The 24,731-nt window shown below is 38.2% G+C and carries 22 protein-coding genes and 1 pseudogene; 10 read left to right on the forward strand and 13 right to left on the reverse strand.

The features are described 5' to 3' along the window. Positions 1-246 precede the first annotated feature (246 nt). The 8 genes from I6E69_RS10025 to I6E69_RS10060 form a co-directional block, all read right to left on the reverse strand. The gene (locus I6E69_RS10025; protein ID WP_024032682.1) at positions 247-978 is read right to left on the reverse strand and encodes a MauE/DoxX family redox-associated membrane protein; all 732 of its coding nucleotides are present in this window, start codon (positions 976-978) and stop codon (positions 247-249) included. A 33-nt stretch (positions 979-1,011) separates the two neighbouring features. Further along, positions 1,012-1,521: a DUF305 domain-containing protein gene (locus I6E69_RS10030; protein ID WP_024032683.1), complete on the reverse strand. Its 510-nt coding sequence runs from the start codon at positions 1,519-1,521 to the stop codon at positions 1,012-1,014. Positions 1,522-1,661: 140 nt separating this feature from the next. Continuing rightward, complete coding sequence (locus I6E69_RS10035) at positions 1,662-2,180, reverse strand: DUF411 domain-containing protein (RefSeq protein ID WP_024032684.1); 519 nt, start codon at positions 2,178-2,180, stop codon at positions 1,662-1,664. A 10-nt stretch (positions 2,181-2,190) separates the two neighbouring features. Beyond that, on the reverse strand, positions 2,191-2,679 hold the full coding sequence (locus I6E69_RS10040) for a nuclear transport factor 2 family protein (RefSeq protein ID WP_008109928.1): 489 nt from the start codon (positions 2,677-2,679) through the stop codon (positions 2,191-2,193). A gap of 22 nt (positions 2,680-2,701) precedes the next feature. Further along, a complete protein-coding gene (locus I6E69_RS10045) occupies positions 2,702-3,610 on the reverse strand; it encodes a copper resistance D family protein (protein ID WP_055016677.1) in 909 nt (302 codons plus the stop codon). Between the two features lie 11 nt (positions 3,611-3,621). Next, the gene (locus tag I6E69_RS10050; RefSeq protein WP_004588802.1) at positions 3,622-4,029 is read right to left on the reverse strand and encodes a copper resistance CopC family protein; all 408 of its coding nucleotides are present in this window, start codon (positions 4,027-4,029) and stop codon (positions 3,622-3,624) included. A 22-nt stretch (positions 4,030-4,051) separates the two neighbouring features. Then, complete coding sequence (locus tag I6E69_RS10055; protein ID WP_036972184.1) at positions 4,052-4,915, reverse strand: copper resistance protein B; 864 nt, start codon at positions 4,913-4,915, stop codon at positions 4,052-4,054. Further along, positions 4,912-6,735 carry a copper resistance system multicopper oxidase gene (locus I6E69_RS10060; protein ID WP_036972186.1) on the reverse strand — a complete coding sequence of 608 codons (1,824 nt, stop codon included), beginning with the start codon at positions 6,733-6,735 and terminating at the stop codon, positions 4,912-4,914. The genes I6E69_RS10055 and I6E69_RS10060 overlap by 4 nt, the downstream gene beginning before the upstream one ends. Positions 6,736-6,901: 166 nt before the next feature. Here I6E69_RS10060 and I6E69_RS10065 point away from each other — a divergent pair, with 166 nt between their 5' ends. Then, on the forward strand, positions 6,902-7,588 hold the full coding sequence (locus I6E69_RS10065; protein ID WP_004588805.1) for a heavy metal response regulator transcription factor: 687 nt from the start codon (positions 6,902-6,904) through the stop codon (positions 7,586-7,588). Beyond that, on the forward strand, positions 7,578-8,975 hold the full coding sequence (locus tag I6E69_RS10070) for a heavy metal sensor histidine kinase (RefSeq protein WP_055016679.1): 1,398 nt from the start codon (positions 7,578-7,580) through the stop codon (positions 8,973-8,975). The genes I6E69_RS10065 and I6E69_RS10070 overlap by 11 nt, the downstream gene beginning before the upstream one ends. Positions 8,976-9,459: 484 nt before the next feature. Here I6E69_RS10070 and I6E69_RS10075 read toward each other — a convergent pair whose 3' ends face one another. The 3 genes from I6E69_RS10075 to I6E69_RS10085 are packed head-to-tail and all read right to left on the reverse strand — an operon-like array spanning position 9,460 to position 10,906. Further along, positions 9,460-10,434 (reverse strand): reverse transcriptase family protein, encoded by a 975-nt coding sequence (locus tag I6E69_RS10075; RefSeq protein WP_197121183.1) that lies wholly within the window; start codon positions 10,432-10,434, stop codon positions 9,460-9,462. Then, positions 10,412-10,720 carry a helix-turn-helix domain-containing protein gene (locus tag I6E69_RS10080; protein WP_024606124.1) on the reverse strand — a complete coding sequence of 103 codons (309 nt, stop codon included), beginning with the start codon at positions 10,718-10,720 and terminating at the stop codon, positions 10,412-10,414. Before I6E69_RS10080 ends, I6E69_RS10075 begins: the two co-directional genes overlap by 23 nt. Before the next feature lie 27 nt (positions 10,721-10,747). Beyond that, complete coding sequence (locus tag I6E69_RS10085; RefSeq protein WP_158000952.1) at positions 10,748-10,906, reverse strand: hypothetical protein; 159 nt, start codon at positions 10,904-10,906, stop codon at positions 10,748-10,750. Positions 10,907-11,728: 822 nt separating this feature from the next. On the opposite strand from I6E69_RS10085, the gene I6E69_RS10090 reads away from it, so the two are divergent. The 7 genes and pseudogenes from I6E69_RS10090 (at position 11,729) to I6E69_RS10120 (ending at position 20,101) form a co-directional block, all read left to right on the forward strand. Next, complete coding sequence (locus I6E69_RS10090; protein ID WP_096042176.1) at positions 11,729-12,181, forward strand: hypothetical protein; 453 nt, start codon at positions 11,729-11,731, stop codon at positions 12,179-12,181. A gap of 748 nt (positions 12,182-12,929) precedes the next feature. Beyond that, a complete protein-coding gene (locus tag I6E69_RS10095; RefSeq protein WP_096042175.1) occupies positions 12,930-13,988 on the forward strand; it encodes a hypothetical protein in 1,059 nt (352 codons plus the stop codon). Position 13,989: 1 nt separating this feature from the next. Further along, positions 13,990-15,069 carry a hypothetical protein gene (locus I6E69_RS10100; RefSeq protein WP_096042174.1) on the forward strand — a complete coding sequence of 360 codons (1,080 nt, stop codon included), beginning with the start codon at positions 13,990-13,992 and terminating at the stop codon, positions 15,067-15,069. A gap of 6 nt (positions 15,070-15,075) precedes the next feature. Continuing rightward, a complete protein-coding gene (locus I6E69_RS10105) occupies positions 15,076-15,753 on the forward strand; it encodes a hypothetical protein (protein WP_096042173.1) in 678 nt (225 codons plus the stop codon). Between the two features lie 338 nt (positions 15,754-16,091). Beyond that, a complete protein-coding gene (locus tag I6E69_RS10110; protein ID WP_096042172.1) occupies positions 16,092-16,967 on the forward strand; it encodes a hypothetical protein in 876 nt (291 codons plus the stop codon). Positions 16,968-17,434: 467 nt separating this feature from the next. After that, a pseudogene (gene dinB / locus I6E69_RS10115) lies at positions 17,435-18,451 on the forward strand (DNA polymerase IV); the annotation flags it as partial. A 129-nt stretch (positions 18,452-18,580) separates the two neighbouring features. Further along, positions 18,581-20,101: a leucyl aminopeptidase family protein gene (locus I6E69_RS10120; protein WP_197121185.1), complete on the forward strand. Its 1,521-nt coding sequence runs from the start codon at positions 18,581-18,583 to the stop codon at positions 20,099-20,101. 71 nt (positions 20,102-20,172) lie between these two features. On the opposite strand, the gene I6E69_RS10125 is transcribed toward I6E69_RS10120, so the two are convergent. Together I6E69_RS10125 and I6E69_RS10130 are read right to left on the reverse strand one after the other, a co-directional pair. Beyond that, positions 20,173-21,810 carry a methyl-accepting chemotaxis protein gene (locus I6E69_RS10125; RefSeq protein ID WP_197121186.1) on the reverse strand — a complete coding sequence of 546 codons (1,638 nt, stop codon included), beginning with the start codon at positions 21,808-21,810 and terminating at the stop codon, positions 20,173-20,175. Between the two features lie 142 nt (positions 21,811-21,952). After that, positions 21,953-24,178, reverse strand: coding sequence for a S9 family peptidase (locus tag I6E69_RS10130; protein ID WP_197121187.1), 2,226 nt, complete (start codon positions 24,176-24,178; stop codon positions 21,953-21,955). Positions 24,179-24,289: 111 nt separating this feature from the next. Between I6E69_RS10130 and I6E69_RS10135 the strand changes: the two genes are divergently transcribed. After that, positions 24,290-24,694, forward strand: a complete 405-nt coding sequence (locus tag I6E69_RS10135; protein WP_165743397.1) for an HIT domain-containing protein — start codon at positions 24,290-24,292, stop codon at positions 24,692-24,694. Positions 24,695-24,731 lie beyond the last annotated feature (37 nt).

The raw sequence follows: 24,731 nt of genomic DNA on the forward strand, positions 1-24,731 counted from the left end.
GTAAGGGAGCAAACATGCAACGTATGGCTAATTGCCGTCGTTGAAACGATTAACGGTCAATGTCTGCTTTTCGCTCATAGCAGTCTGCCTGATGAAGTCTAAACTTATTCACTTAAACTGTGAGATCTGATATGAGCTAGTACAGCTGATATGCTATTTACGACAAAGTCGCTCGGTAATTAGAGCGACATAATCCCTTGGTAATCACACTAGTACATCATCATGTTTTTAAATTAAAGCTGTTGTTTACTTAACAAACATCCAAATACCGGCAGCGATCATAAACAGGTTTTCTGTTAGGGAGATAAACCCTAGTGGTACGTTACTGTCACCGCCTACACACGCACATTTTAACTCTCGTTTATCTATATAGACTGCTTTTATCACTGAAACAGCACCAACCCCACCTATGAACAATGAAATAGGGGCAATAATATAGGCTGGTAATCCGGCTATCATTCCAATGCCAACAAATGCTTCTAAAAATGGGTAAACATAGGCGTACCTGACTACTTTCATAGCGACTAAGTCATAGGTTATAAATGAATTAGTAAAGCTAAATAAGTCTTGAAGCTTTTGTATTGCTAACACTGCCATTGTTAGGGCTACAAACAGTTCAGCGGTTTGCATTGATAATAAGCTATTATTCGCTGCAAAACTAAATGCCACACTAAGCAAAAAACTAACCGAAAAAATCGCAATCACGGGCGTGTAAGTTGTACCTTCTTGCCCAGCTTTTGGCTTATCAAAGTAATCGAGTAAGTCGTCATAGCCACCTATACGTTTATTATCAATAAATGTTTGAGGTGTAGTTTCTACACTGTGTTGTTTTTTAAATTCATCTGTTTGCTCTCGAGAAGTTAATAGCTGATCATCAACTGTATATCCCTCTCGCTCTAGTAGGTCTTTTGATTTTAAACCAAACGGACAAATATGCTCATCTGTGGCCATTCTAAAAAGTTGGGCTGATTTACTCATGTTTAGCTCCCTTTTATGTATTGGTATAAAATTTTACTTAGCATTAAAATCCGGTACGGTCCTAGATTGTGCTTGCTCCTGAGTTTCTGCTAGGCCATTTTTCTCTATATCCTTTAGTAACCACTGCATTTCTTTAATCTCACGACGCTGTGCCTCAATAATATTTGTTGCAAGCTCTTGGACTCGCTTATCTTTGATTTTTGCCCTTTCACTGGTGAGTATTGCAATTGAATGATGTGGGATCATCGCCGACATCCATGAGCTATCATCAACAGTCGCTTGTGATCGAACTAAAAATAAACTTCCCGCAAATACGGTAACACTAGCAATGAGTACTGTTATATTTTTCTTTTTATCTTTATACATATTGAGCATGAAAAGTAGCATTATCACTGCCATCATGGCTCCCATATAAAGCGCCATATAAGTGCGAGTTTCACTAAAAAAAACATGACTTAGCTGATAAGTATTCAAATACATCAGTACAAACATGACTAATGTTGATGTGGCTATCATTAAGAAAAACTTTAAATACTGCGACATTAGATGGCTCCTTTCTATCATTTACTTTGTATATCATTTATACCAATGGGTAATTCTTACAGGTTATTAGGCGTAAACCCACTATATATTTAATCATTGAATCAATGTTTAATATTACATCAAGAGTTGTGCCATAAGTGTTAAAACTGCTCAGCGTATTTGCTAATATGCTTATAAGTATTTTGCTGTAAATCGTGCGTAAGCATTTCAATATTATATTTATAAAAGCGATCGCCCATTTCCATACCTGGCGTACCAGCAGGCATAGCGGGAACAGAGAGCCCTATCGTCTTTTCAGGATGTTGTTCAGCTAAAAACTGTTTTATATGTTTGGCGGGAACATGACCTTCAAATACAAATCCATCGGCTGAAACGGCTGTATGGCATGACCGCATATTTGATTTTATTTGATACTGAGATTTAATCGTCCCCATGTCATTGACGTTAATTGCTTTTGTTTGAATATTGTTTTCGCTCAAATGAGCAATCCACTTATTACAACATCCACAATTTTTACTTTTATAAACGGTAAGCTCAATTTTAGGTTTTTCTGAATTCTCATAAGTTATTAATGCTTTATGTTGTTTTTCGATACTTATCGCCGAAAATGACATAGTTAATGATAAAAATAACGCTGAGGTAATGTAGATTACTCGCATTCTTAACTCCTTAATTTGACCAATGAATATGAGTGATTTTCCAACCTGTATCGGTGTTTTTTAATGTGATTGATTCCATTCCCATAGACTTAATATCTTTTCCTTTGTACTTTCCTTGAGTTTTACTTCTTGAAATTGAGTAAGCTATGTCTCCATTTGTGTAAACTTGATGCTCTAGTAGTTCACTATTAACAGCACTTAAGAATTTCATATCCGCTATCATATGATGTTTCGCGTATTCATCTGCAGAACGCTCAACACTTCCGCCTTCAAAAATGATGACATCGTCGGCCAGTAATTTACGTGCAGCTTCGCGATTACCTTGTTTTAGAGATGCATGAAATAGGCTGACTGTTTTTGCAGCCTCGCTATCAACATTGACAAAGGCCTTGCCTTTTTTTGAATATTTTTCATCGTCATGTGCACTAACAGTAAAAGAACTAACAGTGCTAAAAATTAGTAGCAATAAAATTTTTAAATTAAAGGATTTAATTAACATACGTTTCCCTTTTTATTAATCGTTAAATAGGCGGACCAACAAGTGTGGTAAATACACTTGTTGTAATAAGTACAAACAGGGCAATTACTATTTCAACAGTAATCGAGCGTTTTAATATACTTATATGGTGTTGTTGAGTGATTTGCGGGACTAAAAAAAGCTTATGCCATGCACCTAGGAGCAGCATCGCGCTGACGAGTAACAGCTTTAATAAAATTAGTTGCCCATAATCTGATGTAAACAATGCAGAAAATGACTCTAGGTACTGCAGGAGCAGAGTTAAGCCCGAAATAAGTAGTACAAATACAATAACAATAGCGAGTTGACCAAAGTAATGCATTAACCGCTTTACTTCACTGGTAGGTAGTAAAGTGCAGCTTTTGTAAAGCGGCCACAATGACCCTAACCAGCTCGCAATGGCAATAAGGTGAAAGGTTAAAATACTTTTCACTAACCCATTTTCGTTTGCACTGTGCCCAGTAAAAGTGAAGCTATAAGCGATAAACCCAAGCATGATTAGTATAACGGCATCGTTTTTATAACCTGCTACGTTATCATCTGATTCCACATTCCACATACATGCGCTAATTAGAGCAATAATAAGCGCTGGTATTCTAAACCTTGCTTGGTCACCTATGACTGATTGCCAAACAATTTCAAGCATAAAGGGGTCAAACATTCCCATAAAGCCTAATTCAGCCATTGCTCCAGCTTCTATAGGTACTTGTAAAAGTGCAGCAATACTACCTGTAACTACACACGTAATTTGCCAACGTTTTAAGAACTGATGAAAGCTAATTAAGTGATGCCCTGCAACATTGCTGTTGCCACACATAAAGCGCATTAATAAAGTGCCCGCAAGCCCTACAATTGCTATATAGCTTGCTAGTTTTAATAATAGTAAGAGCACTGACCATTCACTTAATTGCATGATGTTGCTACTTAATGATTATGTTTGCTGTGGGTATTAGATTGTTCTTGCATCATCTTATGCGATTCATTTTTATGTACCATAAATCTAAACGTGCCAGTCATTTTATGTCCATCACCACCCAGTGCTGTCCATTTAACCGTGTAAGTGCCTTGGGCTAGGCTCGGTAATGACCAATTAAAGTCTGTGCTTGGGGTGGCGCTGGGTTTGAAATCAAAGTTTATTGTTTTATTTTTTTCATCTTTGATGATGACTTTTGCTAGCCTTACTTCACCACTAAAAATTAACGAAAGTTCCTCTGGTCCTTGCATTAACATGGCTTCTTGTGCAGGTATTGATTGCTTGAGTGATATATGCGCTGATGCGGAAAATGTAAGCACTAAACCTAAAATGGCTACTGCAGAGTTAAAAAACTTCATAATTACCTCTTATTTAAAATGATTAAAACCAAAATTTAATACCCGCAACAAATGCGGTGTTGTTGCTACTTTGTCCACTTGATGTGGCATAGTCGGCGGTATTGCCAAATTTATTGCCCCATTCAACGCCAATATAGGGCGCAAACTGGCGTGTAAATTCATAACGAACCCTAAAGCCAATCGCGCTGCTTGATAGGCCACTTCCAAGCTCGTTTTGTTTATCGTTTTTGCCATAAAGTGTAATTTCGGCTCGCGGTTGTATAATTAGCTTTTGCGTGAGTAGTAGTTCGTACTCTGCCTCTAACGTAAATGCGGTATTGCCTCGCTCACCTACGTATGCTGTCATATCAAGTTCAAACCAATAAGGGGCTAAACCTTGTAAGCCAAAAGCCAACCATTGCCGATTTTCACCTTCTTTATTGTAATCAAGACGAACACCTGCTTGAGTATCCCAATATGCTGATACGGCGTGACCCCATAAAATATCGGTTTGGTTTTCTTCAATACTTCCTTCGCTGAAATCACCCTCGGTTTTAATTACCAATCGATCAAAGGTAGTGCCGTACCATGCTTGTAAGTCAAATACACCTGCGTTTGCTTGCTCGTTATATTCAAGACGATCGCCTAGTAATGCGTAAAATGGATGCTCATCAGCGAGTGTTAATCGCTCATTGCCCTCAAGCGCATATGGGCCTTCTGTTAAAGTTGTTCCCGCAGAGTAAGCATGGGGGTCTCTTGCATCTTTAGGTGCACTTCCTCCTTGTGGTTGCATCTTAGCGCTATTCATTTGTGCCATTTCACTTTGCGCTAATAAAGGGAAACTAATTAATGAAGCCCCAGTTAACATTAATAAACTAAATGATTTAGATAGTTTTAATTGTTTCATGATACGACTACCTCTCTAAACATGCCGGCATCCATATGGAATAATAAATGGCAATGCCAAGCCCAGCGCCCTACATCGTGAGGGGTGGTTAAAAAGCTGATTCTTTGTGCGGGTTGAACAGGTATTGTATGACGTCGCACTTGCACATCACCTTGCTCGTTTTCTAAATCACTCCACATACCATGCAGATGCATAGGGTGCGTCATCATGGTATCGTTTTGTAAAATAACTCTTAAACGTTGGTTATGCTTCATATGCACTGGCGTGCTTTTACCAAATTCTAAGCCATCAAATGACCAGCTATAACGTTCCATATTTCCGGTTAAATGCAACTCAATTTCAGCTTCTGGCTCTTGCTGGTTAGTGACCCCTTCAAGTGAGTGTAAATCTGCAAGTGTTAAAACACGGCGACCATTTTTACGTAAACCAATACCAGGATCATCAAGATTTGTTCTAGGCATATCAACGCGCATATCAACTGAAGCTCCATACTCCGTTTTGGCATGACGCACTTTAGGGCTGGCAACTGCCAATGGGTTTTCAGACATACCATGTTTGCTATGATCCATCGCCATTGCACCGTGCTCCATAGCGCTATGATCCATTTCTTTAGAGTTCATACCTGACATGCCAGCCATACCTGCCATTGCAGAATGCTCACCGCCGTGGGTCATATTGCCCATCATATCGGTCATCGTTAACCATTCAACAGGGTCAAGTGCAGGTACTGGCGCATCAATATTAGGCGAGCTTGATAAAGTTCCTTTTGCGTAACCAGAGCGATCCATACTTTGAGCAAAAATCGTATAGGCATCATTTTTAGGCTCAACAATTACGTCGTAGGTCTCACCAGGGCCGAATCTAAATTCATCAACTGTCACTGGTTCAACGTTTTGCCCATCAGCTTGTACAACTGTTAGTTTTAGTTCTGGAATACGAACGTCAAAAAAAGTATTGCTTGAGCCATTAATAAACCTAAGTCTTACTTTTTCTCCAACTTTAAACATTCCTCGCCAATTTGACATTGGCGTACTACCGTTCATTAAAAAGGTCATTGCTGATGCAGATAAGTCAGCTAAATCTGTAGGATTCATTCTCATTTGATTCCACATTTTGCGGCGTTGCAAAGCATTCGAAACACCGCTATTTGAAACGTCATCAAAAAATTCTGGAACAGTGGGCTGATTGAAGTTAAATACATCACTCTGTATTTTTAATTTGCGGAACAGCGCCATTGGGTCATCATCAGTCCAATCAGATAATTGAATAACATGCTCGTTATCTGCACTAATAATATCTTTTTCTCGCGGTTCAATAATTAATGCACCGTACATGCCAGTCATTTCTTGAAAGCCACTATGTGAGTGATACCAATATGTACCGCTTTGTTGTAATTTAAATTTATAAACAAAGGTTTCGCCAGGCATAATGCCTTTAAAACTGATACCAGGTACGCCATCCATTTGGTACGGTAAAATAATGCCATGCCAATGAATTGAACTCGGTACTGATAACTTATTTGTTACTCTAATAGTAACGTCATCGCCTTCTTTGAGGCGCAAGGTAGGGGCGGGTATAGAGCCATTGATAGTTGTCGCCATACGTACTACGCCAGTAAAGTTAACCGGCGATTCATCTATAACCAGATCAATTACTTTGCCGCTAAGTTCGGGCACAGTGCCTGTTATTGTTCCTGTTACTAAAGATGATGCAGCATGTAATACACTCGGAAAAGCAGCAAGTACACCTCCTGCAATTAAGCCTTGAACAAATCGTCTTCGTGGTGTGCTAACCTGTTGTGATGACTTTTTAAACCCCATTTCCTTACTCCTTCATACCAGAATATGTATTGAGTATAGAAAATAGACCTGTCTTAAACATGACGCGAACATTACAAAGTTGTAATGTTGGTGTCATGTTGCTGTAGTGACAGATACTGCATAATATTTGCAGAGGTAGTTGTTAGGACTTTAATGAAGGAATTGTATGCGCTTATTAGTTGTTGAAGATGAATCAAAGACAGGAGATTATTTAAAACAGGGACTAAGTGAAGCTGGTTTTCAGGTTTCTTTGGCGCGCAATGGACTTGACGGTCATCACCTAGCAATGACCGACTTATTTGATGTAATAATACTTGATGTCATGTTACCTGACGTATCCGGTTGGAAAATTTTACAGTCGCTACGTGAAGCAGATAACAAAACCCCAGTACTATTTTTATCTGCTCGCGATAGTATAGACGATAGAGTAAAGGGGCTCGAACTTGGTGCTGATGACTATTTAATAAAGCCTTTTGCTTTTGCTGAAGTTTTAGCAAGAGTACGCACTCTTATTCGCCGTGGTGTAGTACAAACAGTTGACGATATACTGATAGTTGCTGATTTAGAAATGGATATTCCAAAGCGAAAAATACAACGTGCAGGCAAGCGTATTTTATTGAGTAATAAAGAGTTTAGCTTACTTGAACTATTGTTACGGCGCGAAGGTGAAGTACTGCCACGTTCGTTAATTGCTTCTCAAGTATGGGATATGAATTTTGATAGCGACACCAATGTGATTGATGTTGCCATTCGTAGGCTAAGAGCAAAAGTTGATGATGACTTTACTGTTAAATTAATTCATACGGTTCGTGGTATGGGCTATAAATTAGAGGTTGAAACTGATGGCTATTAAGTCACGGCCTTTATCACTTACGATGCGTGTTGTGTTGTTTGTCGCTGTAACCGTTATTGCGTGCTTAACTTTAGTTGCCACCTTAATAAATAGTTCGATAAAACATCATTTTTTCCAGCAAGATAGTAGTGAACTGCATGTTATTAATCAATCTATTGAATTAGTTTTAAGACAACAGTATAAATCAAACCTGAAACTTAAAAATGAATTATCTAACGCTGTAGCGGGTCATCACGGTGTTTACTATCAGGTAAATACCGCAAAAGGAGAGCTCATTTTTCAAAGTTCTGAACGAGATTTTAGTGATTTTGTAATGAGTGCTAATGCTTCAGCTGGCTTTAACCGTAACAACATTACCTCATGGCAAAATGATACCCACACCTACCGAGCTCTGGTGAGTAATTTAAGTACTGGGCAACAGCAATACAAAATTACTACAGCGATAGACATGAGCTTTCATTTACACTTTCTCAATCAATTTCAACAAAGTCTTTGGGCTATTATGTTTGGCTCTGCGGTACTCATTTTATTGGTGGCTTGGTTTGCTATACATCAAGGATTGAACCCTTTACGAGGTTTGAGTCAGAAAATGCATGACATCCAAACTAATAAGATGGATGTAAGGCTTGATGAAAATAAAGTGCCTATTGAGCTTGTTAATATGGTGCAGTCGTTTAACTCGATGCTCGACAGGCTCCAAAGTGAATTTATTCGTTTATCAAATTTCTCTAGTGATATTGCGCATGAGTTACGTACTCCACTAACAAATATAATCACTCAAACACAGGTTGGTTTATCTAAAAAAAGACAGTTGTTAGAGTATCAAGAATTATTGTTTTCTAATCTAGAAGAGCTGGAACGACTAACTAAGATGGTTAGTGATATGCTTTGGCTTGCAAAAACTCAGAATGGACTGGTTAAACCCGTTCAAAATACTCTAAAAAGCCATGATGAAATTGAAGCATTATTTGAGTACTTTGATGCTTTGGCTGAAGACTCATTGATTACATTTAAGAAAAAAGGTCAAAACCTTTGTTTTTATTGTGACAAATTACACTTTCGCCAATTATTATCAAACCTCCTATCCAATGCAATAAGGTATGCCCCAAAAGGCTCATCAATCACAGTAAATAGTGAAATATTTACCGCTGATAAAATATGTATTTCAGTGATTAATACTGGGGAGAGAATACCTTCTGAGCATTTACCTTATTTATTTGACCGCTTTTATCGACCCGATAAATCGCGCCAACGACACAGCGATGGAGCTGGTTTAGGGCTTGCAATAGTTAAAGCTCTAGCGCAAGCAAACGGTGGAAATATAGAGGTCAGTTCAAATAATCAAACTACCAGCTTTAAAGTTTTTCTAAATTTAGCTAAAAGCTAATTATTAAATTTAATAACCCAATGTTTGCTTGTACCTCTAGACTTCCCAGCTTTCATTAAACACCGGTTTATAAACTTAAAGTACAAAACGGAAGTAAACTTCCGGTTTCTAACCCAATATTGCTATATTTCGGAAGCAAACTTCCGTTTATAGGAATTCAAAGGTAGTTATCGGAAATATACTTCTGTTTTTGAAAGCGTTGGCCTAGATAGCTATATGAGCCATTTTTCGGGGTCTTATTTGAGCGAAAAGCGGAGGGTCGGGTAAACTCGTTTTTGGACAAAAATGAGTTAGAGCCGACCAGCGACCCTGTGCTCGAAGCGGATACTGACTCATAAATTTTAAATGTCGGCTGTTTGGAGATAAACAGACATTTAACCTGCTCAAATTTTCGTTTTTGTAGGTTGTGCCAGAGGCGCACCAAACGTTTTGGCATATTTTATAAAGTTGTTGGGATTCACTTTGTTCGACCTAATATGTAGGATCAATCAGTAGAAAAGGAAGATGGTTGTTTAACAGGTTTGTAGTTGAGTATACTATTTACCTTATCCTTTAACTTTGGTTCAATATTACTGTGCGCATGAAGCCTACCGAGTAATTTAGGCTCTACCAAAGAAGATATTAATGGTTCATCTCTGCATCCTTTCCATTGCTCTAACGACTCGTAAATCAATTTATGCTGTTTATTGGTTATACGCAGGTCATTGCTCTTAATCACAACACCTGTTATTACCTTTACATCTGATTTTTCAAATAACTTCGTTTTATCTGGGTGAGAAATATGACCGTTAGAAACAATAATTTTCTTTATTACTGACAAAAAGTGTCTATTGATAGCATCTCCCGAAAAAGTCAGGTCGTCCACATAAACCGTCATTTTCACATCATGCTTATTTGCCAAAATATTTAGCTGTTCAAACATTCGAATGTTTGCCCAGAAAGCCAATGGCATACTTAGCTGACTACCTGTTGGAATGTGGCCGTTGTACGTACAAATAGATGCTAATAAATCCGCAACATCTGGCGAGCACTTTAAAGTGTTGTAAAAAAAGTTAAAAATCATCTTTCTAGTAGTCGAAGGAAAAAACGATTTTATATCTGTGGTAAGTACTTTTTTATTACCGGTGTGAGCTTTAGCATTGGTTATATGCGAATGCTTTTTTCTCCCTGAATGAAGGTACTCTGGAAGCTCAATACGACACAAAAGACTAGCTATTCTGCAATGAATAGTTTTTTGACTGTCTTTAGGGTGCTGAATTGTTCTTGCTTTTCCCGACTTACCTTCCTGCTCAAACACAACATAATTGCCAGCATCAGCAGTAGCTATTTTTAATTCTGGGATAGTTACCCGTAATAAATCTGCTAACTTTCGCTTGGTTTTTAACTTATATAGAGAAGATTCGAATAATTTGTGTTTTCTGCGACTATGATCAACTTTAAGCTTTAATTTTTTCGACATTTTTCTCAATAAACCATTCCATGACGTTAACTATTTTAGAAGCTACTGCCTTCTTAAATTTACTAGAAGACAATCCTTCTCTTCCAATGTTCTCTGAGAAAAATATTAAAGAAGATACCGGAATATCAAATACTTCAGAATATTTATTTAATAACTCTAGACTAGCTGGTTTCTTGCCTGATTCTATTTCAGACAGATAGGATTTTGAAATTGCTAATTTATCTGCTAGCTCCACTTGTTTCATTTCGTGAAACTGTCTAATAACTTTTAATGCTCTATTTATCATAACGACCTCAAAAAATTAAGGGGAACACTAGCTAGCGTCATCCCCTTCAAAGAATCTCCAAACTCGATAAATCAAGCCTAAGACTTTTACTGCACCTTTAATAAGTTTCCAAACTAAAGCTTTAGTCTTTTTAGGTTTTTTCTCTTGCTGTGTCTGTTGGGCACGAATAGTATTTTTTTCTGGCATTTAAGCACTCCTCTGAAATTCCAAACCACCGAATGCGGCTTGGCTTCGCCTATCTCAGAGATATGAGAGTGTCCAACAGTTAACCCCTAATTTTCACACCGTGGTTTCGCCCACGGTGTGTCCCCTACGGTCTTATCACGATACTAGCCAAGGAAGCCCAAGGGTAGCAGGAAGTGCGCAGGAAAATGATAGAAAGCAAAGCTTTCCACGGATATCCGAAAACATCCAATTATTTGGCGAGTTCCTCTCTACTAATTCGCAAGGGTAATCTATTGTATTAAAAACTTTCTGTCAATAAAAAGTTCTCTATTAGCGAACTTTTTCAAGTGTATTAGTTGAACTTTGAGAACCTCAAAGCCTAAAGTGCTTAAAACACGCTAACAGCACCTTCTATAGAAGAAAGTGCAGCTTAATAATAGATATATTCTACTAATAAAAATTTATCGCGCCAGCTAATTAAACCGCTTAACCTCGTAAGCAGACGGGTAATTAAAACATATTTAAGATCCGCTTCGCGCTCATCTCGTTATGGGGCAGAAGCGAGTTATACCTGAATGACTGAAATTGACACTTTTGCGAAGTTAGGCTGTGAACGATAAGTCATGGTTAGCTGTAATAAGCTAACTATTAGTAAGAGAAAATTTTCCTATTTACACATGTTTAAACAAGCTTTAGTAAGTCCAATATTTATAGTTGGCAATAAGTTATACTAGATGCTATTAATAAAATGAGGATGTTTTCGCACTAAAGTAGGGGAAGTGTCCTCTGATAAAGCAGTTAGCACGTCGTCCACTATGTATCATTCATCACTTAAGGAAAGTCATGTCACTTATTATGGAAACGCCAATTAATATCGATGACCTTGTTAAAAATGCCAATTGTAAACATGATTGGAAAGCTAGACTCTCAGCGTTAGAAGAACTAAAAAAGTATGATTGTCAAAAATCCCGAGATGTTATAACTAGATTGGCTTTACACGATAAAGTTTTCAAAGTTAAAGAAGAAGCTGTTCGAGCTGCTCAAGCGTTGGGTATTACTAAAAATGGAAAAGTAATCAGCTTAGGCAAAAAAGATATCGGATTTAGACCTAAAGATACCACTAAACTATTTCTTAGAGTTAAGCGTGAGAAAAATATACAAGAGTTTAACCTTGAACAATTCAAAGCAGGGTTTAAAGATACAAACCCTGAAATGTATGATGTACTTAGCTTTGACAAAGGAAGTAAGTTTGACGCATGGGTTGAGAAAACATTTAAAGGGTTACCCAAAAAGTAGACGCGCTAACAAGCACTTAAAACGGAACATTGCTCTTCCCCCCGTTTTAGTGGCGTTATGTGTAAAGAATGCTTGGGAGTAGAGTCATACTCTTCCCAACAACCGTCCGGTCGGGTTGCTACCACCAAAGCATGACCGGTTTTAAACCTAAATATGGTAGCAAAGTCTGAACCGTCTCTTTCCCGATCCAACATGAGGCTGAGGCATTGTTAAAGGAGTGAGTCTATGACAAAACCTACTTTGGCGGGTTCAGCAAGCTTGCATCTTCGGTTAGGTGCTTTTGGTGTATTGTTTACAGCTTTGTCTGTGGCATTCGTACCAGCTGTTGCGTTCGCGTTGACACTAGTAGCATCAATTATACTAGCCAAGCTGTAATGCTTAGGTGCGTAATCAGTTAGGCTGGCGCGCCGCCTTTATTTTACAAATAACAAGTGCCTTGACCAAAGGACCTAAAACAACTGGTTACGCTCCTTCGTCGCTAATTTTAACCTCCTAGGCAAGTGTTGCCAATGACCCAATTGGCACCTTAAGAAGTTCAGATGTGAGCGAGGGATGGACATTCACTTTACTTGTTTTTGGACAAAGACGAGCCAGACATTTACTCACAGTGCACATAACGATTTAGTTAAAACAAATAAACGCTTTTTAATTTCTAAAGTTTAAAGTTTTGATATTTAATATGACCTAAATTTGGAGTACATTAGATTATCGTGCGAACGTATGCATCTAACTTTTAAGGATAAATAAAATGGCTGAAACGGAAAACATCGGAAAAATGGCCGAGCTGGTTTCTCAAAATTTACTTTCATTTTTCAAATGGGAAACTATAGCTCTTTTTAACTCTAACTTTGAGTGTTTGAAGCCCCCCGAGCATGCAAAGTCAAATAATGCAAAAAGCCATACGCATCCTGTAGATGTAGTTTTTCACTACCTTGATCCCTATACAAATAAGCGAGTTTTATTCAATACAGATCTCAAGAGTTATAAAGAAGGTTCAATTACTGAAAGTAACGTCAGAACAGCTTTAAAGTCTTTAGCCAAAACTATTGAGTGCGCAAGAATGAGCAAAGAGTGGCAGAATCGGTTCGCAAATTTTAGCGAGCCTGCAGATATTAGGGCGCTGCTATTTACTTATAACCACGATGGACAGTTCGACAGAAACTTTTATGACCGATTTTTTATCAAAAAAAAATCAGATCCTAGTAATAAACGAGTTATAAATACTTCAAGCATTGCTCTAAAGAGAAACCAGCTACTTCACATTATTGAGCCATCTCAGATTTGTTATTTAAACACCATTGTAAACGATTTAAACGCTTTAGCAGCAAAACAAAAGTTTCCACCAATTTACGAAAATAAACATTGGTTCTATTATCCAGAATTGTTCCTGCATAAGACTCACTATGATAAGTATCAAAGAGCAGCAACAATTGAAATGCTGTCATCTCCTGTTTTAATAATTGGACATGATGAAGTCACACATAATTCCGAATTAAAAGAACCAGCAGGATTTATAATTTATTATCATGGCAGAGGTGAAACCCAAGAAGAGTTCATATATCTGCTAGACACTATTTCCAGACACCAAATGCTAGATAGTTCTTGTTCAATTAAAATCAGGTGCACGTCATTTGAAAAACATAAGGATATCACCAGTACGTTTAAGAATGCAGTATCATCATATGCAACGGCGTGGGGCTATGATGAACACAAGAAAAAGCGGTTAGAAGAAATTGAAAATAACTTTGAAACTGTAACACAGTACAAAGAACTATTGAGTGATATTGATGTAGGTTGGAGAAGCTAAAATGAAAGGAAGTCTATACAGTGTAAGTGATAAAGCGATGTTTGATGCAGTTAATCAGTCAAAACTAAAAAATAGTGAAATCAAGGACCTTTTTCTTAGCCGAGGAATAATAATTTCTGATTCAACGAAGCGAGAAAAGCTGGCTAAATATTTTTCTCTTTTCCCGCATTCCTACGGTGACTACAAAACTCTTGCGGGCATTCTAGGCACAAATACTAGGCGCGAAAAGAATACAAGCACTACCATTAGTAGACACATTGAAAAAGAAGTTATTGAAACTGCCGCAGCCGAGTTAGTTGCAGAAATAGAGCATCACGGAGCTACATGTACCATTGAAAAATCAGATAGCAATGGAATCAATATTAAAGTGCAGTACAGAGAGTTTGATTACAGTAACTCAGAATTTAAACAGGTGACAAACAAGGAAGCTGTAATATCTATTGAGGATAACGAAAGTGATTTAGTAATTCGTCATCCGTCGAACAAAACTGTTGAAGAATGGAAAGCCTTATACATCACTAAACTTGAAACTGAACTTGAAGAAGAAGTTGTAGCAAGTAACATAAATTTGACGCACATATCAAACCACACATTGATTACCAAATTCTTTACAGAGCTAATTAATGGTATTACAGGTTTTAAGTTAGTAGATGTAACAGATGTCTACGTATATCACCCCATTGAAGAGACCGAACTTGTATCTTCAGATGATTCGGAAACCGAAGAGCAAGGGGATATAGAGTTAGGAACGCATATATCTAAAGCATCTTTAAAAGGACAGAATGTTCTCAAATCTGAGGAACTAATGGAGCTATACGAGAAGGGGTTTTATATATCAAAAATTGTGTGGCGCTCTAAACTTGATTCAAAGATAGACGATGACTTATTCGAGTTTGAAGCTCAATTTTCTGATGCTGAATTAAAAGACTATTTCTCTTATTTAGTGCGTGGCTTTTATACGTATAAGGGCGCAGGTGAGTACCAGAAAGCAAGGAAAGCATTGAGTAGCAGTCAAGAAAGAAATCTTACACAAAAGGTTGAATTAGCCGCGCATGAAGCGCTTAAAAAAGTAACGGAGTAACTGCAAATGAAATCAAGATGGATAAATTTTTCAGTTGAATTGGAACTTTCAGAACTGATTCAGAGCATAGGTAAAAGGTCGTTTTCTGAAGAACAAAATTTTGGTTTTGAAGTGTTTTCAGTTGAGAACAGTTTTATAGAAGCTTCTTACACAGAAAAAGTAACTAGAATAGAAAAATTCGCTCTTCCTGATGGTACGGAAATTGAAAACGAACAAATAAGCATAATAAATTTCGATTTCGCGGTAGTGCAGTTGCAAGAAAATAAATATTTGATTGAGGTTGTTGCAGCCCCAAGAAGCATAAATAGTTTTATTGACAACTTAGAGCGTACATTATCTACTCCCGTGTTCATTAGTGTACTTCAACTCAAGATCGACAAGTTATTACACTACTTGAACGAATATGACACTATATCAAATGTGAAAATCAATAATATTTCTGTTGGGAATTTGAAGATTGATGAAAACAACTTTGCTGATATTCAAATTAAATCCAGAAAGAATATTTTAGAAGCTCTTAATAATAAGTTCCCAAATCAAGATTATTTATTCAAAAAGGCGAAAGTATCTTTTTTCTACCAGCACCAAAATGTATCTTTAGTTGTAACTAACAAAGGTGCTTTTGACATAGTCGGTGAAGCCAGAGAGCCTCTTCTAAAATTTCTGATGAATAATCTGTACTAGTGTGATTACCTGGGGATTGTGTCGGTCTAATTACCGAGCGGCTTTGACGTAAATAGCATACCAGCCAGCTATTTAACTGGCTACAGTTTATGCGGTTTCTAGTAACACTTGCGAACTTTAAATTCAATAAAGTTAACGGTCGACTTATTAAAACATATACCAGTGGTTATTATAATGTATTGCCAGAAAATAGTGGTATAACGGACAAGGATAGTGACCACCGACTATGGAAATCGGGAAGTGTTCGTCATTTAAATTTATAGCGTTGACAAGCACAGCTTAGAGAAGTGTTATGAGGTGTAATTAACGCTATTAAAAGTACAGTATGGATAAACACTATGTATAACTCTTTCGAAAACCTAATAGGTAAGAATGAAGCACAGTATCTCAAATTAATTGGGGAGCTGCTCTTTGAATTAGAAAATTACAAATATACCTTTATGGGTCAAAGTGAGTTTGAAGCTCTTATGCTTAAAGAGCCCTTGAATGGTAACTCGCAATATATAAAAGAAATACTATATAGAGCCAATTTTTCTTCACTTTCAGCTTTAGTGAGAAATTATGAGTGGTTAATGGGAATGAAGTCTGCCTATGAAAGCCAATTATATCTGCCATTTGCCTCTTCATTTCGTTATTTAATAGAATCGGTAGCTGATAGTTATCATAGTATTGGTAACCTTGCGCCAACCATATCAAAAAGCATAAAACATATTGATAATGCATTAAGAGCCAAATCTGCAGAACTTGTTTTGTGTGAAGAACTCGAAAATCAATTAATTCACTTTACGCACGCTAGAAGATTAAAAAGCGAGGAGAACGCTCCCCAAACTCACAAAGCGAAAACTGCTTCATATTACGTTCGAAAAACTGATGAGGAAGCCGGCTCTCAATTTTACGATTGTTATTCAGAGCTTTGTCAACTCAGTCACCCGGCTGCTCAAGGGGTTCTTACTATGATGCTCCCTGTTGACGAAGAAAACTTTATCTTCGAATGGAAGCTAGGAAGAGAGAAAGTATCTAATTTGGTTGATAAATACGAAGGTATTATGCAGCAGCTTTTTACGTTGGCTTTCAATCCATCAATCATTAGTTTGAAAGTAATAAACAAGCTAAAATTTGAGCCCTTATACGTCAAAGGAATCGATAAATTCAACTTGGATCATATTGCTTCATGGAAAAAATGCAAATTAGATATTGAGAAAGCAGGTATATAAAGTTATTAAATGTTCATTATTTGATAGTACAGGGGAACTCTTTTAGGATTTTGTATGGCTATTTTAAACTCGGTTAGTCGTATCTAAGTTCCCCCAAAGCTAATAACTCTAGGCATTTCTTTATGCTGTAAGAACAGTCATATAACTATGCTGGTCTTGTGCAACACATAGCGCTAAGTTTCAATATTACTAAATATTTAATAGGATCAGGGGTTGAGTAGCTATTTACAGCAAGAGACATATGACTGTATTTTGCATAAAGAGACTACTAAGTCTTATTGATGGCTTACTTAGTACATATTCCTTTTCAATTAATTTAGACGCTAAACTACGATATAATTGTAATTTTTTATCTGAAATTAATGTAAGTGAATATTGTAAGCTTATTTCAATTTAAAAATAATTTAAATTCAATAGCTTGAGTTTTTAAGTTCTATGAACTTACATTTTTTACCCTATAGTTTGATTTTGCAGCAGTAGAAATGCGAGATAATCCAAAACTTGCATGTGTACCGCTTGCTATTGGAGGCAATAGCCGACGAGGCGTGCTCTCAACCGCTAACTATATAGCTAGAGAGTATGGCGTGCGATCGGCTATGTCGAACTATCATGCTAAACAATTATGCCCCGATTTAGTTATTGTCCCAGGGCGCATGGCTGTATACAAAGAAGCTTCAAACCAAATACGTGAAGTATTTAGCCGCTATACAGACTTAATTGAACCCCTTTCTTTAGACGAAGCCTACCTAGATGTAACAGACAGCACCGCTTGTAAAGGCAGTGCCACACTTATTGCACAGCAAATAAGAGCCGATATTTACAATGCTACAGGGCTCACTGCATCAGCTGGTATTGCACCGATTAAATTTATTGCCAAAATAGCCAGTGACGAAAATAAACCGAATGGTCAATTTGTCGTTTTGCCTGATGAGGTTGATGACTTCTTAGCGCAATTACCGCTGGGGAAAATTCCAGGAGTGGGCAAAGTAACGCTCGAAAAGCTAAATTTAAAAGGCTTATATACCGGCAAGGATGTACGTGAAAAAGGCGTTAACTGGATGCAGCAACATGTGGGTAATTTTGGTGTGTCGCTTTATCAAAAATGTGCAGGTGAGTATGTTGGTAAAGTATCCACAGATCGTATAAGAAAATCGCTGAGTGTTGAACATACCTACGAGTACAACAAAACAAGTTTGCAAGAGTGCTTAGATGAGTTGCCAAGATTGTTAGAGGAATTAGTTTTAAGGCTTAATAAACAGCAGTTACAAAACCGTATTAATAAATTGAGTGTTAAGGTGAAGTTTGCAAATTTTGTAGTGACCTCAGCCGATCAGGTATATCACGAGCTAAATACAGAAATATTTGTTCAACTACTTACTAAGGCTTACCAGCGTGGGCTTCAACAGCCTGTAAGATTACTTGGCATAGGCGTTGGCATTAAAAACGAGCCAGAGCAAAACTTCCAACTTAGTATTCTCGATTAAGCTGTAAAGCCTGTAACTCCAAGTTGCCATTTATTGATAGGTTATGTGATTAGCTCATCGCTCCTTGCTGGTCTTCAATATTTAAATCGACGATAATAGGGGCTTATGTTTTCTAACAGGACCTTATTTATGGCATACCCTCAAGCGGTTAGTGCAAGCCTTGAATGCACATCTCATGATGCGCTTATTATTATTAGTAATGACTTTTCTCAGTTACCAAATAACTCATTACGTGATGCTATTTTAGCTCAAGCAAACGTAGATTCTCGCATCGGTAAGCAAGTTACTTTATTAGTAATTGAAAACAAGCGCGTTGTACTTGCGCCAACCGGTCCGTTAAATAGAGATTACGACGACGTGCGTCGTTATTTTGATGTTGCTAAATTAGCAATTAACGAAGCAAAAGCGTCGGGCAGTATTAACCCTGCATTATTTTTACCAAATTTAAATGGCGATAGCCGTTATCAGCATGCTTTAGAGGTTGCTTATTTAGGCGCTTGCCAAGCCTTATGGCAGCCATTAGAAGCGCGTGAATATCACGGTGAAAGCATTGAACCAATTACACAGATTGGTTTAGTTGGCGCGAGCGAGCAAACTATTAAAGCTGTTAATGCAATTGCAGCAGGCCAATATGCAGCGCGTGACCTGTGTGGCACTGAACCTGAGCGTATGGCTCCCCCACGTTTTGCTGATTACTGCGTTGAATTGTTTAAAGGCTCAAACATTGCAGTTGACGTAATTGATGATATTGCAGCTATTGATAAAAACTACCCAATGCTAAGTACAGTTGCTCGCGCATCGTATGCAGTTGAACGCCATCACCCACGTGTTGTTAAGCTTGAATACGTACCAGAGGGCGAAATTACTCGCACACTTATGTTTGTAGGTAAGGGCCTTGTATACGATACAGGCGGTGCAGATTTAAAAGTAGGCGGCCATATGGCAGGCATGAGCCGTGATAAAGGCGGCGCAGCTTCTGTTGCGGGCTTTATGAAAGCCGTTGCTGATTATCAGCCTAAAGGCGTTAAAGTGGTATCGTACTTAGCTGTTGTTCGCAACTCTATTGGCTCAGATTGTTTTGTGCCAGATGAAATTATTACTAGCCGTGAAGGTGTTCGTGTACGTATTGGTAATACCGATGCAGAAGGGCGTTTAGCAATGGGCGACCTGCTTAGCGAAATGAAAGATTTAGCTAAAGGTGAGATTAACCCAACGCTGTTTACTGTTGCTACATTAACGGGTCATGCGGCACGTGCAATGGGTCCTTACGGTGCGTATGTTGAAAATGGTCCAGCTCGTAGTGCTGGTGTCTCACGTCAAATAGCTGACCTTGGAGATTTGTGGGCCGATGGCGCTGAAGTATCGCGTTCACGCCGTGAAGACTACGACTTTATTAAACCACGTACGCTAGCTGACGATGTTTTATCTAGCAATAACGCAGCATCTGCCGTTACAGCTCGTGGACATCAGTTCCCTATGGCGTTTATGGCTATTGTTGGTGGGCTTGATAAGCACGGTAACGACTCTGCACAGCCTCTACCTTATGTGCATATGGATATTGCAGGTAGCGGTGTTGAAGGCGGTGATTGGCAGCATGGTAAGCCAACAGCTGCATCAGTAACGAGCTTGTTTGCACGTTATTGTTTGTAAGCTAAAAAATTACATGTAATAAAAAAGCCCTGTTAATTCAGGGCTTTTGCATTTTATGAGAACGCTATCGATTAATCTAATTTAAAACGATTAACTACGCTCGAAAGACCTTCGCTACTTTGTTTAAGGTTATCACTGGCATCGGTAAGCTGCTTAGTATTATTTAATGATTGCTCAGTTGATTGAGATAGCTCATTAATACGCAAATTAACCTCGTCGGCAGCTTGCGTTTGTTGCTCTGTGGCACGTGCTATTTGGCTGTTCATTTCGGTAATAATTGAAACAAGTCGTTCTATTTCATTAAGTGAAGTATTGGCTGATGACGCCTGCTCCACGGTAGAAACTGAAAGTGCTTGGCTTGATTTAACTGCTTCTACTGCTGCTTTTGCACCTTCTTGTAGTTTAGTGATCATGGTTTGAATTTCGTCAGTACTTTGCCCTGTACGACTGGCCAATGTTCTTACTTCATCTGCAACAACAGCAAATCCCCGACCATGCTCTCCTGCGCGAGCAGCCTCAATGGCAGCGTTTAATGCTAGTAAGTTTGTTTGTTCTGATATGCTTCTTATTACATCAAGCACAGAGCCTATATTATGGCTTTCGTTGGCTAAATCTTCTGTTACACGGCTGACTGTTTCAATGTTGCTTGAGAGTGTTTCTATTGCTGTAATTGTTTGCGCAACCACATTTTTACCCGTTGATGCGTTTTGTGCTGCATCCTTAGCTGCTTGCTCTGCGGCTTCAGCGTTACGGCTCACATCGTGTATTTGGTGAGTCATTTGCTCCATGGCAGCTGCAACTTGGGTTGAACTATCGTTTTGAAGCTCAATAAATGAGTGGCTTGTTCTACTTGAGTCGTCAACTGTATGCGCATGTTCGCTTACATCGTTTGCACTTTGTGCTACATGAACAAGTGACTCTCGCATTTTGAGAGCAAATAAATTAAATGAGCGTGATAGTTCAGATATTTCATCATTACCGGATTCATTTAATTTACGAGTTAAATCGCCTTCGCCTTGTGAAATATCTTTCATCATATCGGCCGCTAAGCGAGTCGGTATTAAAATACTCTTACCTATAAAGTAACTAAGTAAAATAACGGCAATAATCATAATTATTGCACTGACGACTATAAGATTACGTTGCTCACTAAATGCTTCGTCAATTGAATCAAGGTAAACACCCGAGCCAATAATCCACTGCCATTGATTAAAACCTTTAACAAATGCGATTTTTTCAACCGGTTTATCTTTACCTGGTTTAGGCCATTTATAAGGGATAAAGCCCTCGCCATCTTTTTTCACTATATTTACCATATCAACAAACAATGATTTGCCGTCAGGGTCTTTGTTATTGGTTAAATCTTTACCATCAAGCGCAGGTTTTATAGGGTGCATAACCATTGTTGGCTGATAATCGTTAATCCAAAAGTAATTGGTTTTGTCGTAGCGTAGTGCTTTTATTGCATTAAGTGCTTGTGATTGAGCTTGTTGTTGAGTGAGAGTGTTATCTTGTTCAAGCGCATAATAGTGTTCGATTATACTGTACGCCGTTTCTACTACATTTTGTGTTTTTATGTATTGCTCGTCTTTTAGCGAACTATATTGATGGGTTAGGCTCGATATACTAAGTATTATTAGTCCAAATACAACGATGGCTATTAACAGTGAAAAACGCTGGGATATACTAAAACTTCGTAGATTAGGCATACATTTATCCTCAAAAAGTGTGCGCTTTAGCGCATAGAATAAGCGTAGCTAAAAAAAGAGTTTAATCTAGGCTTAACGCCTATTAATGCAAAAAAAAGGCTGATTTATCAATCAGCCTTTAGTCTGTTATTACTTTACTTGCTTATTTAACGTCAAAATGGCGATTAAAGAAGTTTGTAATTGTTTGATGTAAGTGTGTTTGCACTTGTTTACCACGTAGACTGTGCTTAGAGCCTGGGTAGGTCATCATTTCAAACTGTTTTTCGTTATCTTGCAGTTGTTTAAACAACTTAGTTGAATGCGTAAACAATACGTTGTCATCAGCCATTCCATGGTAAATCATTAACGGACCTTTTAAGCCATCTGCATATGGAAATACTGCGCTGTCTTCATAGCCTTTAGCATTTGTATCGGGGTGACCTAAATAACGCTCTGTGTAATGCGTATCGTATAGAGCCCAATCGGTTACAGGAGCACCCGATACGCCGGCTTGAAAGTAATCGCCCGCTTTAAACATTGTCATAAGCGCCATGTAGCCGCCGTAGCTGTGGCCATAAACACCGATGCGTTGTGGGTCAACGTAATCCAGTGTACGTAAAAACTCTACGCCTTTAATTTGATCGGCAACTTCAACCACACCTAAATGTTTATAAATAGCATCTTCAAACTTTTTACCACGGTTGTACGAACCACGGTTATCCAGTTGAAAAATTACATAACCTTGTTGCGCCATGTACTGAAAGTACAAGTTTTTACTGCGCCAGCTATTCGTCACTCGTTGAGCATGCGGGCCGCCGTATACGTTAACAATAACAGGGTGCTTTTTGCCATCAGCAATGTTGCTAGGCTTAAATAAACGGTAATGCATAACTTGACCATCATCGGCTTTAATTGTGCCGTATTCTGGTTTTGCTAAGTCGCTTAAATAAGGGGTAAGCGGATGGTTACTATCAAGCTTATTTTCTTCAAGCCAGGTAATGAATTCGCCGTTTACTTTACGAAGCGCTGCTGAGTTTGGTTTATTATCAGACGAGCTATTATCGATAAAGGTTTTGTTGTCTTTTGCTAGCACAACATTGTGGTACTGACCTTTTTCGGTAATACGTTTAGAATCGCCTTTTTTAAATAAAGGCGCGCTGTATAAATGGCTTTCAAGCGGTGTATCTTTTCGACCGGCAAAGTAAACAATGCCTTTTTTCTCATCAATACCTTTTAAGCTATCAACAGCCCAGTCACCTGAGGTAATTTGGCGAACAAGTTGACCGTTTGTACGATACAGATATAAATGTTTAAAGCCGTCGCGCTCAGATGCCCATACAAAGTGTTTTTTGTCTTTTAAAAACTCAAGATCAAAATGTAGGTTTATCCATGTTTCGCTGTTTTCGGTCAGCGCTACTTTTTGGGCTTTAGTTTCGCTGTTATAAAAACGCAGTTCTAATTTATGTTGCGAGCGATTTTGCCATTGGTACGACAGTGTATTGCCGTCTTTTAGCCATTTAGCGCGTGCAATGTAAATGTCTTCATCTTTACCTAAATCAATCCAATCTACTTTTTGGTCGTTTAACTTAACCACACCAAGTTGGATTTTTACGTTATCGGTACCTGTAAACGGGTAGCGCTGGTTAAATAATTTAACTTCGTCAGCGTAAATTTCGTTACGGATAGCTTCTTTTACAGGGGTTTCGTCAACGCGGGTATAGGCAATTTTAGTTTCATCACCTGACCACCAGTAACCTGTCATACGGCTCATTTCTTCTTGAGCAACAAATTCGGCCATACCATTTTTAATTACGCCGCCGCCATCTTTACTAAGCTGAATCTCTTTACCTGATTCAAGCTCTAAAGCATAAAGGTTTTGCTCTCGAATAAACGATACGTAGTTACCTTTAGGTGAAAAGCGTGCATCGGTTTCAAATGCTTCAGTGTCGGTTAGTTTTTTACTTTTAGCTGAGGCTAAATCGTAATAATAAAGGTCACCATTGAGTGGGAATAAAAGTGCTTTGCCATCTTTAGACCATTTGTATTCAAGTATGCCTTTACCAAAAATACGTTGGCGTTCGCGGCGTGCTTTTTCTTCATCTGATAGGTTTTCTGGGCCTGAAAATAACTTTGCTGAATCAACTAGCACACGGTTGGTGTTATCTTTTAGATTGTATTCCCATAAATCGTAGCGGTTGTAGTCATCGCTTTTGCCTTGTAGGTAAGTTACACGGCTGCCGTCAGGCGAAAATTTAAGTTGTACAGGTGATTTACCAGAAAGGCTCGGATCGTCAAAAATTCGCTCCAGCGATAAAGGTTTTGCTTGAACACTAATAGCGCCAACCATTAACGGTATAGCTAGTGAGAGGTGTTTTATTTTTTTTAGCACAAGGTTGCCTTAGCTTATTATAAATATTGCTTTGATGGTAAAGCCAAGCGTGTGCAACTGCAACTAAATGCTATAAAGTGGCGATTATCAAAGACAAAGTAGGACATAGCAATGACTCACCCTGAATTTAAACTAGCGCCAGAACTTAAACGCGACTGTATAGAACTTGCCGATTGGCCATTGTGTAAAGTACTTTTATTGAACGACAGCTTGTATCCGTGGTTTGTATTAGTGCCTAGGCAGGCTAACTTAAAAGAGATAATTGATTTATCTGAGGATGATCAAATTGTTTATTTAAAAGAGTCAGCCAAGCTAAGTAAATTATTAATGGATGTATTTAAACCTGATAAATTAAACATAGCGGCTTTAGGTAATATGGTGCCGCAGTTGCATATTCATCATATTGCGCGTTTTACGAGTGATGCTGCATGGCCTGCGCCAATATGGGGTAAACACCCAGCAGTGCCTTATACAGATCTACAAATCACAGAGCTAAAAAAAGCGCTGCAGTTATAAGCTGCAACGCTTTTTTAGGGTTTAACTAAGTTTAACT

This window comes from Pseudoalteromonas sp. NZS100, assembly GCF_015864815.1.
Lineage (GTDB): Bacteria > Pseudomonadota > Gammaproteobacteria > Enterobacterales > Alteromonadaceae > Pseudoalteromonas > Pseudoalteromonas distincta.